The sequence below is a fragment of the Bradyrhizobium sp. CCBAU 53338 genome (assembly GCF_015291665.1).
Taxonomy (GTDB): domain Bacteria; phylum Pseudomonadota; class Alphaproteobacteria; order Rhizobiales; family Xanthobacteraceae; genus Bradyrhizobium.
This window is the reverse complement of record NZ_CP030048.1, coordinates 1,164,514-1,176,859: the sequence shown is the minus strand read 5'-3', so window position 1 is coordinate 1,176,859 and position 12,346 is coordinate 1,164,514. Positions and strand designations below refer to the sequence as shown.

Annotated in this window: 14 protein-coding genes; 8 read left to right on the top strand and 6 right to left on the bottom strand. The window is 64.7% G+C overall.

The window, feature by feature from the left end:
* The first annotated feature begins 39 nt into the window (after positions 1 to 39).
* The 5 genes from XH90_RS05690 (at position 40) to XH90_RS39750 (ending at position 2,981) form a co-directional block, all read left to right on the top strand.
* Positions 40 to 828, top strand: a complete 789-nt coding sequence (locus XH90_RS05690; RefSeq protein ID WP_194479617.1) for an SDR family NAD(P)-dependent oxidoreductase — start codon at positions 40 to 42, stop codon at positions 826 to 828.
* Positions 829 to 910: 82 nt separating this feature from the next.
* Positions 911 to 1,348, top strand: a complete 438-nt coding sequence (locus XH90_RS05685) for a hypothetical protein (RefSeq protein WP_194479616.1) — start codon at positions 911 to 913, stop codon at positions 1,346 to 1,348.
* 284 nt (positions 1,349 to 1,632) lie between these two features.
* Positions 1,633 to 1,974 carry a hypothetical protein gene (locus XH90_RS05680; protein ID WP_194482599.1) on the top strand — a complete coding sequence of 114 codons (342 nt, stop codon included), beginning with the start codon at positions 1,633 to 1,635 and terminating at the stop codon, positions 1,972 to 1,974.
* Between the two features lie 69 nt (positions 1,975 to 2,043).
* The gene (locus tag XH90_RS05675) at positions 2,044 to 2,259 is read left to right on the top strand and encodes a hypothetical protein (RefSeq protein ID WP_194479615.1); all 216 of its coding nucleotides are present in this window, start codon (positions 2,044 to 2,046) and stop codon (positions 2,257 to 2,259) included.
* Positions 2,260 to 2,825: 566 nt separating this feature from the next.
* Positions 2,826 to 2,981, top strand: a complete 156-nt coding sequence (locus XH90_RS39750; protein WP_371748323.1) for a hypothetical protein — start codon at positions 2,826 to 2,828, stop codon at positions 2,979 to 2,981.
* A gap of 72 nt (positions 2,982 to 3,053) precedes the next feature.
* Here the strand turns inward: XH90_RS39750 and XH90_RS05665 are convergent, their stop codons facing one another.
* The 4 genes from XH90_RS05665 to XH90_RS05650 all read right to left on the bottom strand — a co-directional run bounded on the left by XH90_RS05665 (position 3,054) and on the right by XH90_RS05650 (position 5,940).
* Positions 3,054 to 3,473: a VOC family protein gene (locus tag XH90_RS05665; protein ID WP_194479613.1), complete on the bottom strand. Its 420-nt coding sequence runs from the start codon at positions 3,471 to 3,473 to the stop codon at positions 3,054 to 3,056.
* Between the two features lie 62 nt (positions 3,474 to 3,535).
* Entirely contained in the window at positions 3,536 to 4,072 is a 537-nt protein-coding gene (locus tag XH90_RS05660; protein ID WP_194479612.1) for an SRPBCC family protein, read from the bottom strand.
* Positions 4,073 to 4,279: 207 nt separating this feature from the next.
* Complete coding sequence (locus XH90_RS05655; RefSeq protein WP_194479611.1) at positions 4,280 to 5,575, bottom strand: RNA polymerase sigma factor; 1,296 nt, start codon at positions 5,573 to 5,575, stop codon at positions 4,280 to 4,282.
* Positions 5,572 to 5,940, bottom strand: a complete 369-nt coding sequence (locus XH90_RS05650) for a YciI family protein (protein ID WP_194466203.1) — start codon at positions 5,938 to 5,940, stop codon at positions 5,572 to 5,574. Before XH90_RS05650 ends, XH90_RS05655 begins: the two co-directional genes overlap by 4 nt.
* Before the next feature lie 144 nt (positions 5,941 to 6,084).
* On the opposite strand from XH90_RS05650, the gene XH90_RS05645 reads away from it, so the two are divergent.
* A complete protein-coding gene (locus XH90_RS05645) occupies positions 6,085 to 7,050 on the top strand; it encodes a glyoxylate/hydroxypyruvate reductase A (protein ID WP_194479610.1) in 966 nt (321 codons plus the stop codon).
* Between the two features lie 105 nt (positions 7,051 to 7,155).
* Positions 7,156 to 9,123, top strand: a complete 1,968-nt coding sequence (locus XH90_RS05640; RefSeq protein WP_194479609.1) for a methyl-accepting chemotaxis protein — start codon at positions 7,156 to 7,158, stop codon at positions 9,121 to 9,123.
* Positions 9,124 to 9,214: 91 nt separating this feature from the next.
* On the opposite strand, the gene XH90_RS05635 is transcribed toward XH90_RS05640, so the two are convergent.
* Positions 9,215 to 9,874, bottom strand: coding sequence for a TetR/AcrR family transcriptional regulator (locus XH90_RS05635; protein ID WP_194479608.1), 660 nt, complete (start codon positions 9,872 to 9,874; stop codon positions 9,215 to 9,217).
* A 107-nt stretch (positions 9,875 to 9,981) separates the two neighbouring features.
* On the opposite strand from XH90_RS05635, the gene XH90_RS05630 reads away from it, so the two are divergent.
* Positions 9,982 to 10,626, top strand: a complete 645-nt coding sequence (locus tag XH90_RS05630) for a glutathione binding-like protein (RefSeq protein WP_194479607.1) — start codon at positions 9,982 to 9,984, stop codon at positions 10,624 to 10,626.
* 59 nt (positions 10,627 to 10,685) lie between these two features.
* On the opposite strand, the gene XH90_RS05625 is transcribed toward XH90_RS05630, so the two are convergent.
* Entirely contained in the window at positions 10,686 to 12,344 is a 1,659-nt protein-coding gene (locus XH90_RS05625; protein WP_194479606.1) for a hydantoinase B/oxoprolinase family protein, read from the bottom strand.
* Between the last annotated feature and the right edge of the window lie 2 nt (positions 12,345 to 12,346).

Here is a 12,346-nt window from a genome sequence, read left to right as displayed (position 1 = left end):
ATGCCACCGCCAGATCCGAGCCAGAAGGACAGCCCCCAGATGCCGTCAGCCCAGCCGAAGATCGCCCTCGTCACCGGCGCCGCGCGCGGCATCGGACTTGCGGCTGCGAAGAAGTTTCTCGCCGAGGGCTGGCGGGTCGCGTTGCTCGATATCGAGGGCGAGCTGCTCGCCAGGGCGGTCGCCGACATCGGCAGGAGCGACGACACGCTGGCGCTCAGCTGCGACGTCTCGGACAGCACCGCGGTCGGCGCCGCCATGACGGCGGTCGCGCAGCGCTTCGGCCGGCTCGACGCGCTGGTCAACAATGCCGGCATTGCGGTGTTCGCACCGCTGATGGAGACGTCGGAAGCCGACTGGCGCCGCGTGCTCGAGGTCAACCTCACCGGTCCGTTCCTCTGCACCAGGGCGGCGGTGCCGCTCATGCGCGACGGCGATGGCGGCGCCATCGTCAACATCACCTCGATTTCGGCCGTGCGCGCCTCGACGCTGCGCTCGGCCTACGGCACCAGCAAGGCCGGGCTCGCGCATCTCACCAAGCAGCTCGCGGTCGAGCTCGCCTCGCTCAACATCCGCGTCAACGCCGTCGCGCCGGGTCCGGTCGACACCGCGATGGCGAAGCAGGTGCACACCAAGGAGATTCGCGCCGACTATCACGACGCCATCCCGCTCAATCGTTACGGCCTGGAGGAGGAACTCGCGGAGGCGATCTTCTTCCTGTGCTCGGATCGTTCGAGCTACATCACCGGCCAGATTTTGGCCGTCGATGGCGGCTTCGATGCGGCAGGCATCGGCCTGCCGACGCTGCGCGGCCAGCGCCGGAACGGCTAGAACCTCTTTTCGTGCGGCGCGAAAGATGGTGGGTTAAGACTGCAGCTGACTTACCCTACGGACCGGCTTTGTGGAGTGCTTCATGCGACGCATCACATCGACCACAGCCTTGCTGCTCGCCGCCGCCCTGCTCGCCTCCTTACCCGCCAGGGCCGAGATCCGCATCATCCAGAGTCCCGGCGGCCAGGTCGGACCGTTCCTCGATTTGTTCGAGAAGGTGCGCGAGAGCGGTGAGCGCGTGGTGATCGACGGCCCCTGCCTGTCCGCCTGTACGCTGGTGCTCAGCATCGTGCCGGGCGAGCGCATCTGCGTCACAAGACGCGCCGTGCTCGGCTTTCATGCCGCCCGTTCGGTCGACCGGCGCGGGCGCTTTTATGCCGAGCCGGAAGCATCCGAAGCCGTGCTTGCGGCCTATCCCGGCCCGGTCCGCGACTGGATCAGCCGCCGCGGCGGCCTCACCTCACGGCTGCTCTTGTTGAAGGGGCGCGACCTCGCCGCGATCTATCCGCGCTGCCGGTGACGTCTCGGCGTCGGGCTACGATATGACTGCGACAAATCCTCCGCTGTCCGACGATTAGGCACCACCCTGCGATTCCGCCCCTTGCGGCGCGAAATCCGCTCAAGCGCTCCGCAATGCGTGCACAATTTACGCGATTTGCAGCCTTGCCCCGGCGTTTATGATGCTGCTGGCCAGACCGGGCCGTCGCGCATCGCGATGATTGCGCGACCGTCACATCTCAGCAGCGGCCGCGGACTACAATGGTTCCACATTTTCAAGATCAGTCATTTTCAAATGGGACGCATATGGAGTCCATCGATCTTCGCTACCGTATGTCGGATCAGGGACGGATCGTCCACGGCCCGTTGAGCTCGGAAGAAACTCTCGAGTTCGAGGAGTTGACGCGGCGAGACCGCGAGGGACTGATCGACCTGACGTCCGAACTGCGGCTGCTCGAGTTGTACGTGAAGTACATCGGTTCGGACGCCAGGGTTTCGCTCGCACCTTCGGAGCCGGCGTCGCATGCGAGCGAGTCACCGCGACAAAGGCTTCCGCCGCGTCGCCAGTCGCGACAGCGCAACCTCGTGGTTCCCATGATTGTCGTGATGAGCAGGAGCTTCATGCTGATCGCGCTGTTCATCAGCTGACGCACGGTGCTGCGTTCGCAAGCACCGCGTGAGTCGCGTCACACTAAAGCCAAGGTTGAGCTGGCATAGATGAACACGGCGACACCGATGTCCGCGGGGGAATTCATGACAAGCGTCGGCAGCGACGGACATGCCGGTTCGCAAGCTCGGTCATCACTTCATCGGAAAGGAAGCGATCAGGTCTTCACCCTGACGCTCCTCGTCACAAGCGCGGTCGCGACGGTCGGCTGGCTCTACGTCCTTGCTCAGGGCGCCGTAGCCGTCACAAACTGGCTGCTGTTCTAGTGGAGGACAATCTCAACCATCGGCACAAGCTTCATGCTTGCGCAGATGAGCATTCCCCACAGAGCAAAGTTGATTTGTAGCGCCGCCGCCATCGGTCGCTCCCTTCCAAGTCACGCCCACCCTAATTTGTAGATATTATGAATAGTGTTATCGATTCTGGCGCGAAGTGCACAGCCTAATCTTGCGCCAGTTGTTGTGCGATGCAATTCGCGTGGTGTCACGAACCCGCTCGAACGCTTGCGCAAAGTGAATCGAGCGCACGAATCTCCTTTCGGCCATGTCGTCGACGTCGTTTTCCCTCAAGTCACGGGTAAACGTCGCGGTGCAAATTTTTCCACGCAGATTCGCGTGGCACAGCGCACGACAGGTTCGACATGGCTCGACACATTCTCGTCTTGCTCAGTTTTTGCGCAGCGCTCGCGGGATGCGCAAGTGCGCCGGCGGCGGAGCGGCGCCCGATCGCGTGGGACGGACTCGGTCAGGATCCCAATCGTCCTGCCGTCACAAAACGCCACGCGGCAAGTCACGCAGCACCAGAGAGCGATCCCAATGTGGAGCGGCAAAGGGTGCTGGCCACGCTGCGCCCCTATTCCGACGCGTGGTGGGCGGTCGAGGACGAGATCGAAGCCGAGAACGACAGGCAACTCGGCTCGAAGCTCGTGATTTGCCGCGGCTGCGTGGCGCAGCCACCGGGCGCGGACGTGACGGGATCGATCCGCTGACGTGCCGCGCCTCCTCTCTCGCGACAACGGAGAGAGGAGACCGCAGCCCAACATATCAGCGGGACGTTACGCTCACATGCCTTCGGCCGGGCAATTCACCATCCAGGGAATGCCGAACTTGTCGACGCACATGCCAAACCCCTTGGCCCAGAACGTCTTGCTGAACGGCATGGTGACGGTTCCGCCGTCGGCGAGTGCATTGAATTTTTTCTCACCCTCCGCAGGGTCCATGACGGTGAGCGAGATCGAAAAGCCCTGCGGCTTGTGAAAATGTTCTGGCGGCGTGTCCGAGGCCATCAGCACAGCGCCGCCGGGCAGCGTCATCCGCGCATGCATGATCGTTTTCTCGCGGCCAGCCGGCCCCGGGGGCATGTCCGATGGTGGCGCTTCCGAGAGGCGCATCATGGCGTCGATCTTGCCGCCGAGGACCTTGGCGTAATAGTTGAACGCAGCTTCGCAGGTGTCCTGATAGAACAGATAGGCACTGAGCATCGTTTCTCTCCTCTTCGCTTCCTTGACCGCTTCCTTGGCGGTTTCCTTGGCGGTTTCCCGCGCTACTTCTCGCTGAGCTTCTTCAGACTGACCAGGCCAGCCTCGAAATCCTTGCCGATCATGGTGTCCATGTTGATGAAGACCTGCATCACCTTGGACATCAAGGGCGCCGGACCGTACATCGCCCATGTGACCAGTGTGGCATCGCCTTGCGGCACAAAGGTGAACTCTGCCGTGTTGTGGCCCTCGAACGGCCGCTCGAAATCGAGCTTGATGCGAAGTTTCGATGACGCGTTCGCCTCGAGGATCTCCATGTGGCCGGCACCGACATTGTTGTTCCCGTCCCAGGCATAGGTCGCGCCCTTGCCTGCCATGGCTCCGCCATAGGTGCGCTTCATGGCGGGATCTCGGTTCTCATAGGGCGACCAGCCGGTCCAGAAGTGGAAATCGGAGACGAGCGGATAGATGGCCTCGGCCGGCACCTTCATCGCGAGCGAGCGTTCGACATGGAACGTGTCGGGTTTGGTCAGAGCAAGAACGAGGATCCCCGCGATCCCGATCGCGAGCACGGCAGCGACAATGGCAATAGCTTTCAGCATGGATGACTCCTGGATACGGGATTAAGACGAAGGGGAACTGAGGGAGCCGACACTCGGAAAGCGAATTTTTGGCACCCGTCCACCCAGCGTCATGACCGGGCTCGACAGGCTCGACCGGGGCAGCCGCGGACTTGGACAGCACGACAGAACGTGGACGGCCGGGACAAGTGTTTGGCCCGGCCATGACGGTGCGGAAACAGCTGGGCTCTATTTCGCCTTGGCACCCTGCCGGGCACCGCCGCTCTTCGGCTGGCTGTCCCGGATCAGGCGATCGATGTGCATTCGGATGTGGGCGGCTTCGGCCGACGTGTTGGCGAGCGCAATGGCGCGATCGAAAGCGATTCGCGCTTCGTCGTTGCGGCCGAGCTGCATCAGGAAGGCGCCGCGCACGCCGTAGAAATGAAAATAGTTGGCAAGTTTGGGCGCCAGAGGCTCGATCAGATCGAGCGCAGCCTGCGGCCCGCGCACCTTGGAGACGGCAACCGCGCGGTTGAGGGTCACTACCGGTGAAGGCTGTACCACTTCGAGCGCGCCGTAGAGCAGGTCGATCTGCGCCCAGTCCGTCTCGTCGGGCGTCGCGGCGCGCGCATGCAGCGCGGCGACCGCAGCCTGGATCTGATAGGGCCCGCTGCGGCGGTGGCGCATCGCCTTGTCGATCAAAGCGAGGCCTTCCGCGATCATCGTGCGGTTCCACAGCGAGCGGTCCTGATCGTCGAGCAGGATCAGCGAGCCGTCTTCGGCAAAGCGCGCGGCGCTGCGTGCATGCTGCAACAGGATCAGGGCCGTGAGCCCCATGATTTCCGGCTCGCTCTGGAACAGCCGCAACAGCAGCCGCGCCAACCGGATTGCTTCCTCGCAGAGCGGCTTCCTGATCTCGGCGGTGTCGCCGCTCGCCGAATAACCCTCGTTGAAGATCAGATAGATCATCGCCGCGACGCCCGCGAGCCGCTCGGAGCGCTCGATCGCGCCGGGCGATTCGAACGGCGTCCCGGCTTCCGCAACCCTCGCCTTGGCGCGGGTGATGCGCTGCTCCATCGCGGCATCCGAAACCAGGAAGGCGCGCGCGATCTGCTTCACGGTGAGACCGGAGACGATGCGCAGCGCCAGCGCGATCTGCTGTGTCGCGGGCAGCTGCGGATGGCAGCAGATGAACATCAGCCGCAAAATGTCGTCGCGGTAGTGCGAGCCGTCGAGCCGCTCGGCGATCGCGCCCTCGGCGTCGTCGAGATCGGAGATCGCCTGGTCGTCCTCCGGCAGCGGCTGCTGTTTGCGGGTGCGGCGAACCTCATCGATGGCAACGTTGCGGCCGACCATGATCAGCCAGGCCGCAGGATCGCGCGGCGGCCCGTTCTGCGGCCAGCTCTTCAGCGCGCGCAGGCAGGCGTTCTGGAACGCCTCCTCAGCCGTGTCGAGATCGCGGAAATAGCGCAGCAGCGCGCCGACCGCCTGCGGACGCGCCGAGGTCAGCGCGGTCTCGATCCAGGCGGTATCAGTGTCGCTCACGCCGAAATTCCTCCGGGCCGGAACACGCCGACGGGACGCACTTCATAGGCGCCGCCGGGATTGGCAGCGCCAAGGTCGCGCGCGACGTCGAGCGCATCGTCGAGGTTCTTGCAGTCGACGATGTAGAAGCCGAGCAGCTGCTCCTTGGTCTCGGCATAGGGACCGTCCAGCACCAGCGGCGGATCTTCCTTGCGCAGGGTCGCCGCCGCGGTGGTCGGCAGCAGCCGCGCCACCGGCCCGAGCCGGCCCTGGCTCGTGAGCTTCTCCTGCACCACGGCGAGCTTCTTCATCACGGCCTCGTCCTGGTCCTTGCTCCAGGAGCCGACGAAGTCTTCGTCATGATAGCAAAGTATCGCATAAAGCATGGGCAGCACCTTCCCTGAACGCTTGTTTTAAAGACGATCCACTATGCCCTGCCCCGACAGGGCTGCGGAAATAATTTGCGAGAAAAATCCGTCGGATCGTGCCAAGGAGGGCCTCCAAGAGCGGAACCTCATGAGGCACTTCGAATGACCAAAGGCACACTGGCCGTCCTGATCAACAGCACGCAGCAGAACTGGCTGCCGGAGCGCTGGAAGGCCCGGTTCGATGCGGTCTGTGGCGGCCGCCGCGTGGTGCTGCTGCCGGATGCGGGGCTCGATCCGGCCGAGGTGCACTATGCCGCGGTGTGGAAGCCGGTGCAGGGCGACCTCGGCTCCTTCCCCAATCTGCGCGCGATCTTCAATCTGGGCGCCGGCGTCGACGCCCTGATGGCCGACAAGAGCCTGCCCAACGTGCCGCTGGTGCGCGTGGCCGTGCCCGACCTCACCAACCGCATGACCGAATATGTCGTGCTGCACGTGTTGATGCACCACCGCCAGGAGCTCTATTTGCGGGACTCGCAACGCGCCAGGCGCTGGGAGCCGAAATATCAGTGGCCTGCGAGCGCCGTCACGGTTGGCGTCATGGGCCTCGGCACGCTCGGCGCCGATGCCGCCGACGTGCTGCGGCGGCTCGGCTTCCGCGTCGCCGGCTGGAGCCGCAGCCCGCGCACCATCGCGGGCGTCGAATGCTTCCACGGCACCGCCGGCATGGATGCGTTCCTGCGCAAGACCGATATCCTGGTGTCGCTGCTGCCGCTGACGCCTGACACACACGGCATCCTCAATCGCGATGTCTTCACCAAGCTCAACCGCACGAGCCCACTCGGCGCGCCGGTGCTGATCAATGCCGGCCGCGGCGGCCTGCAGAACGAAGCCGACATCCTGGCTTGCCTCGACGACGGCACGCTCGGCGCCGCATCGCTCGACGTCTTCGTGCAGGAGCCGCAGCCAAAGGACAGCCGGTTCTGGACCCACCCCAAGGTGGTGCTGACCCCGCACAACGCCGCCGACACCGACGCGGACGCGATCTCGGCCTATGTCGCCGAACAAATCGCAAGGTTCGAGGCCGGTGGGGCGCTGGAGAATGTGGTGGATCGCGGCAGGGGGTATTAGGGCTCCCCGCTCCCCGCACAACCCCCGCTGCACCTTCCTCGTTCATCCTCTCTTAGCGAGAAGTTGATAGGCGTTGTTAATCAACGCTCAACGAACGAGTCGGACATGCGAACCAGCCTCGGCCTCAGGATGCGGATCACAGTGGCGCTGGCCGTGACGGCGGCGGCGACTGCGCTAATCGCGGTGCTCGGCGCGATGTGGATCATTGGGGGGATCATCGACCGCGCCGACCAGCGCGAACTGCGCAGCCATTATGATGCGCTGCTGTCGCGGATCGCGGAAGAATCCCATCGTGCCGCCGCCATGAGCACGGTCGTGGCGGCCATGCCGGCGACGCAGGACGCGATGGCCAGGCAGGACCGCGAGGCGCTGGTGCGGCTGTTCGGGCCGGTCTTTGCAGCGACCAAGTCGGAATACGGCGTCGAACAGTTCCAGTTCCATACACCACCCGCGACGTCCTTCCTGCGCGTACACCAGCCAGCGAAGTTCGGTGACGACCTCTCGAGCTTCCGCAAGACCGTCGTTGACGCCAATCAGGCGCACAAGGTCGTCGTCGGCCTCGAAGGCGGCGTGGCCGGGCTCGGCATCCGCGGCGTGGTGCCGATCGCGCAAGCCGGCAAACATCTGGGCTCGGTCGAATTCGGCCTGACCTTCGGCCAGTCCTTTCTCGACGATTTCAAGCTCAATCGCCATGTCGATATCGCCTTCCATCTCGCCGACGGCGCAGGCTTCAAGCTGTTCGGTGGCACGCTGAAGGGCAGGAGCTTCTTCGACGCGGCCGACTATGGCCGCGCCGCCGGCGGCGAGTTCACGGTGCGGCAAGCGAAGCTGGATACGACGCCGGTCGCTGCGTTGCTCGGGCCGATCAAGGACTTTTCGGGCAAGCCGCTCGGCGCCGTCGAGCTGGTCATGGACAACGCCGATTACGTGGCCTCGGCCGATCGCGCCTGGATACTCGCAATCGGCATCGCCGCGCTCGGGCTCGCGCTCGCCGCTATCACCGGCTATCTCATTGCCCGCAGTATCTCGCGGCCGATCCTCTCCATCACCAATGTGATGCGCGAGCTCGCAGATGGCCGGCTCGACGTTATAGTTCCCGAGAGCAGTGCCAACGACGAGGTCGGCGCGATGGTGAAGGCGGTCGCGGTGTTCCGCGACAACGCCGTCAACTTCGGCAAGCTCCAGGCCGGTCAGCTCGAGGCCAAGGCACAATCCGAGACGGAGAAGCGGCGCGCCTTCGCCGCGCTGGCCGACAATTTCGAAGCCAGCATCCGCGATGTCGTTACCACGGTGTCGGCGGCGGCGGTCGAGATGGAGCACACTGCACGCTCGATGTCTGACATCGTCGAGCAATCGCGGCAGCAGACCCGCACAGTGTCGTCGGCTTCCGCGCTCGCCTCGGAGAACGTGCAGACGGTCGCGGCCGCGGCGGAAGAATTGTCCTCGTCGATGGGCGAGATCAGCCGGCGGCTGGCGCATGCAACCGAAGTGGTGGGCAAGGCCGCGAGCGACGGACAGGCATCGAATGCGCGCGTCCGGAGCCTCGCAGATGCCGCGCAAAAGATCGGCGACGTCGTCTCCTTCATCAACGGCATCGCCGGCCAGACCAACCTGCTGGCGCTGAATGCGACGATCGAGGCGGCGCGCGCGGGCGAAGCCGGCCGCGGCTTTGCCGTGGTCGCCTCCGAGGTGAAGGCGCTCGCGACCCAGACCGCGAAGGCGACGGAAGAGATCGGCGCGCAGGTGACCGCGGTTCAGGGCGAGACATCAGGCGCGGTCGAAGGCATCCAGTCGATCTGCGCGACGATCAGGGAAGTCGACGAGATCTCCGCCGCGATCGCGGCGGCCGTCGGCCAGCAGGGCACGGCGACGCAGGAGATCGCCCAGAACGTCCAGCAGGCTGCTGCGCGCACCGGCGAGGTCTCGCAGAACATCGCCGGCGTCACCGACGGCATCGCGGCGACCGGCACGGCCGCGGAAGAGGTGCTGGCCTCCGCCGTCGAACTGTCAAAACAGTCGCAGCGCCTGCGCGACGAAGTGGACCGCTTCCTCGCGCAGATCCGCGCGGCGTAGTCGGGTGGGGTCGCGCCTCATCCTGGCTTTCGCCAGGACGACGTTGGGGAGATAGCTCGCATTACAAATACGATGTCGTCCCGACGACAGCTCATGCCTTCGCGCCTGCCCCCACCATCACATCGATCGCGCCCTTGACGATCGCTTCCAGCTCCTTGCGCGGCACGCGCGCGCGGGAGCGGATGGCGATGGTGTGGATGGTGGCGGAGGCGAGTTGCGCGAGCGCCGCGGGATCCGCACTCGCAGGCAGCTCGCCCTTCTCCTTGGCGCGGCGGAAGCAATTTGCAAAGGCCTTGTCGAGGTCGGTGAGCCCCTCCAGCACCATGGCGCGAATCTCGGGATCGCCCACCGCCTCTGACGCGGCCGTTACCACCGTGAAGCAGCCGCGCGGGCCGGTCTCGCCCGAGAGATAGATGTTCAGCGCGGCGGCATAGATGCGCTCCAGCCGCTGGCGCACCGGCATCTCCTGGCGAAAGATCTCGATCATCGATGCGCGGGCGTCCTCTCGGTAGCGCTGGTAACTCTTGATGTAGAGTTCGCGCTTGTCGCCGAAGGCACCGTAAAGGCTCGGCCGGTTCATCCCGGTGGCTTCGCTGAGATCGTCGAGCGACGTCGCGGCAAAACCCTGCTTGCGGAACAGATCGAGCGCCTTGCCGAGGGCGACATCGGGCTCATAGGCGCGCGGGCGGCCGCGGCGCTTGGGGCGCTCGGGTTCATTGACAGCAGCTGGCGGCTTCGATTTTTGTACCATATCGCAAATTAATCCTTGACCCATCCCATATTATGCAGGACAGTACAAAAATCAATCTGGCCAGGTTGAGCGATACTCACGAGAGGAACTGCCCAAGGAGGCACCAGATGGATCTTTATTTCTCGCCGCTCGCCTGCTCCATGGCGACGCGCGTCGCGCTCTATGAGGCCGGCGCTGATGCGAACTATCTCGAAGTCGATTCACCGACCAAGACAGTGCTCAAGGACGGCTCCGACTTCCGCACCGTCAATCCGATCGGCCTGGTGCCGACGCTGCGCACCGACGAAGGCGTCGTGCTGACCGAGAACGCGGCGATTCTGCAATATGTCGCCGACCGTTTCCCGCAATCCGGACTCGGCGCAACACAAGGCATCGACCGCACGCGGCTGCACCAATGGCTCTGCTTCATCGGCACCGAGTTGCACAAGGGGCTATTCATCCCCGTGCTCGATCGCAAGGCGCCTCAGGAGACCAAGGCTTACGCCCTGGAGAAAAACCTGTCGCGGCTCGACTATCTCGACAATTTCCTCGACGGCCGCGAGTTCCTGCTCGACCATTTCAGCGTGGCCGATGCCTATCTCGTCACGGTCATCAACTGGACCATGGCGACGCCGCCGATCGAGCTTTCGAAATGGCCGAACGTGAAGGCGTATTACGAGCGCCTGCGCCAGCGACCTTCGATCGCGAAGGCTGTCGCGGAGGAGTTCGAGTTGTACAAGGCCGAGCAGGCGCGGAAGAAGGCGGCGGCGTAAGTTCAAAGCATCAAGGCGTCGTCCCGGCCGGTGAGGCCGGGACGAATTGTTTCAGCGGCTCACTGCGCATAGCCATACACTGCGGCCGCATTGTCCGACGACACGAGACCGCTCTCGACATCGTCCCTGACCGCAGCGCGATCCCGCTCCGTCGGCGCGCCGATGCCGGCGCCACCGGGCGTGTGCACCACCAGGCGGTCGTCCGGCGGGACCTGCTGGAAGCCCTTGCCGCGCAGCTTCTTGCCGGATTTCAAACCGACATAGCCGGCCTCGCCGTTCTTGCCGCCATCGCGGCCGCGCGGCGGATGCTCGATGCGGTCGAATGCGGCGAGAATGTCGAACGGCGCATCGACGCCGCTGCCGACCTCGATGATCTGGCCGAGGCCGCCGCGAGTGCGCCCTGCCCCGCCGGAATCCGGGCGCAACTCCTTGCGCCAGAAGATCAACGGCGTCTGCGTCTCCGCGATCTCGACCGGCGTGCCGCGCACGCCGCTGGGATAGGCCGTCGCCGACAGACCGTCTTTCGCAAAGCGCGCGCCAGTGCCGCCATTGCTGGTGACCGCCATCGAGAACCCGTAATTGCCGCCGACTCCCGAGCGGGTCTGGCCACGCACGTTGAGATTCCACAGGCACGAGGTGCCTTCCGCCGGCGCGCGCTCGGGAATGATCTGGCGCAGGCAGCCGAACACGACGTCCGGCAGCATCTGGCCGATGATGTGGCGCGAGGCGACCGGCGCGGGCTTGGGCGCATTGAGGATCGCGCCCGCAGGCGCCGACACCGTCAGCGGCGAAAGCGAGCCGGCATTGTTCGGGATCTGCGAGGCGACGACGCAACCGAGGCCGAACACGGTGTAGGCCGTGGTGTAGGACAGCGGCACGTTGATGCCGAACTTTGAAGCGACCGACGTGCCGTCGAAATCGACGTGGATGCCTTGATCGGAGATCGTCAGCGTCGCGGCCAGCGTCACCGGCGCATCATAGCCGTCGACCACCATGGTGTTGCGCCAGCTGCCCTTCGGCAGCTTGGCGATTTCGGCGAGCACGGCCTCGCGCGAGCGGTCGCAGATGTAGTCGCCGAGTTCGTCCAGCGTGTCGATGCCGAACTCGGTCATCATCTCCACGAGCCGCTCGCAGCCGACGTCGTTGCAGCCCGCGAGCGAATAGGTGTCGCCCTCGGTGTCGATCGGCAGCCGCGTGTTGGTTCGGATCATCGCCATCAACGTCTCGTTGACGACGCCCTGGTCGATCAGCTTCAGCATGGGGATGTAGAGCCCCTCCATGAACACGTCGGTGGCATCAGGCCCGAAGCCGATGCCGCCGATGTCCATCAAATGGCTGGTGCAGGAGAACAGCGCGACGACCTTGCCGTCCTTGAAGCAGGGCGTGGTGACGACGAAATCGTTGAGATGGCCGGTCCCCATCCACGGATCGTTGGTGATGTAGGCATCGCCCGCCTTCATCGTCGCGAGCGGGAAGTGATCGATGAAGTGCTTGACCGATTCCGCCATCGAGTTGACGTGGCCGGGCGTGCCGGTCACCGCCTGCGCCAGCATCCGCCCCCTGAGGTCGAACACGCCGGCCGAGAGGTCGCCACATTCGCGCACGATCGGGCTGAACGCCGTGCGCAGCAGCACCTGCGCCTGCTCCTCGACCACGGCGATCAGCCGGTGCCACATGATCTGGAGGTCGATCAGGCTCGCGCCTTTTACCTTGCTCATGA

Coding starts and splice junctions, on each gene's coding strand:
- XH90_RS05630 (WP_194479607.1), top strand. CDS start 9,982: ATGGATCTTTATTTCTCGCCGCTCGCCTGCTCCATGGCGACGCGCGTC.
- XH90_RS05640 (WP_194479609.1), top strand. CDS start 7,156: ATGCGAACCAGCCTCGGCCTCAGGATGCGGATCACAGTGGCGCTGGCC.
- XH90_RS05660 (WP_194479612.1), bottom strand. CDS start 4,072: ATGCTGAAAGCTATTGCCATTGTCGCTGCCGTGCTCGCGATCGGGATC.
- XH90_RS05690 (WP_194479617.1), top strand. CDS start 40: ATGCCGTCAGCCCAGCCGAAGATCGCCCTCGTCACCGGCGCCGCGCGC.
- XH90_RS05675 (WP_194479615.1), top strand. CDS start 2,044: ATGAACACGGCGACACCGATGTCCGCGGGGGAATTCATGACAAGCGTC.
- XH90_RS05645 (WP_194479610.1), top strand. CDS start 6,085: ATGACCAAAGGCACACTGGCCGTCCTGATCAACAGCACGCAGCAGAAC.
- XH90_RS05635 (WP_194479608.1), bottom strand. CDS start 9,874: ATGGTACAAAAATCGAAGCCGCCAGCTGCTGTCAATGAACCCGAGCGC.
- XH90_RS05680 (WP_194482599.1), top strand. CDS start 1,633: ATGGAGTCCATCGATCTTCGCTACCGTATGTCGGATCAGGGACGGATC.
- XH90_RS05625 (WP_194479606.1), bottom strand. CDS start 12,344: ATGAGCAAGGTAAAAGGCGCGAGCCTGATCGACCTCCAGATCATGTGG.
- XH90_RS05650 (WP_194466203.1), bottom strand. CDS start 5,940: ATGCTTTATGCGATACTTTGCTATCATGACGAAGACTTCGTCGGCTCC.
- XH90_RS05665 (WP_194479613.1), bottom strand. CDS start 3,473: ATGCTCAGTGCCTATCTGTTCTATCAGGACACCTGCGAAGCTGCGTTC.
- XH90_RS05685 (WP_194479616.1), top strand. CDS start 911: ATGCGACGCATCACATCGACCACAGCCTTGCTGCTCGCCGCCGCCCTG.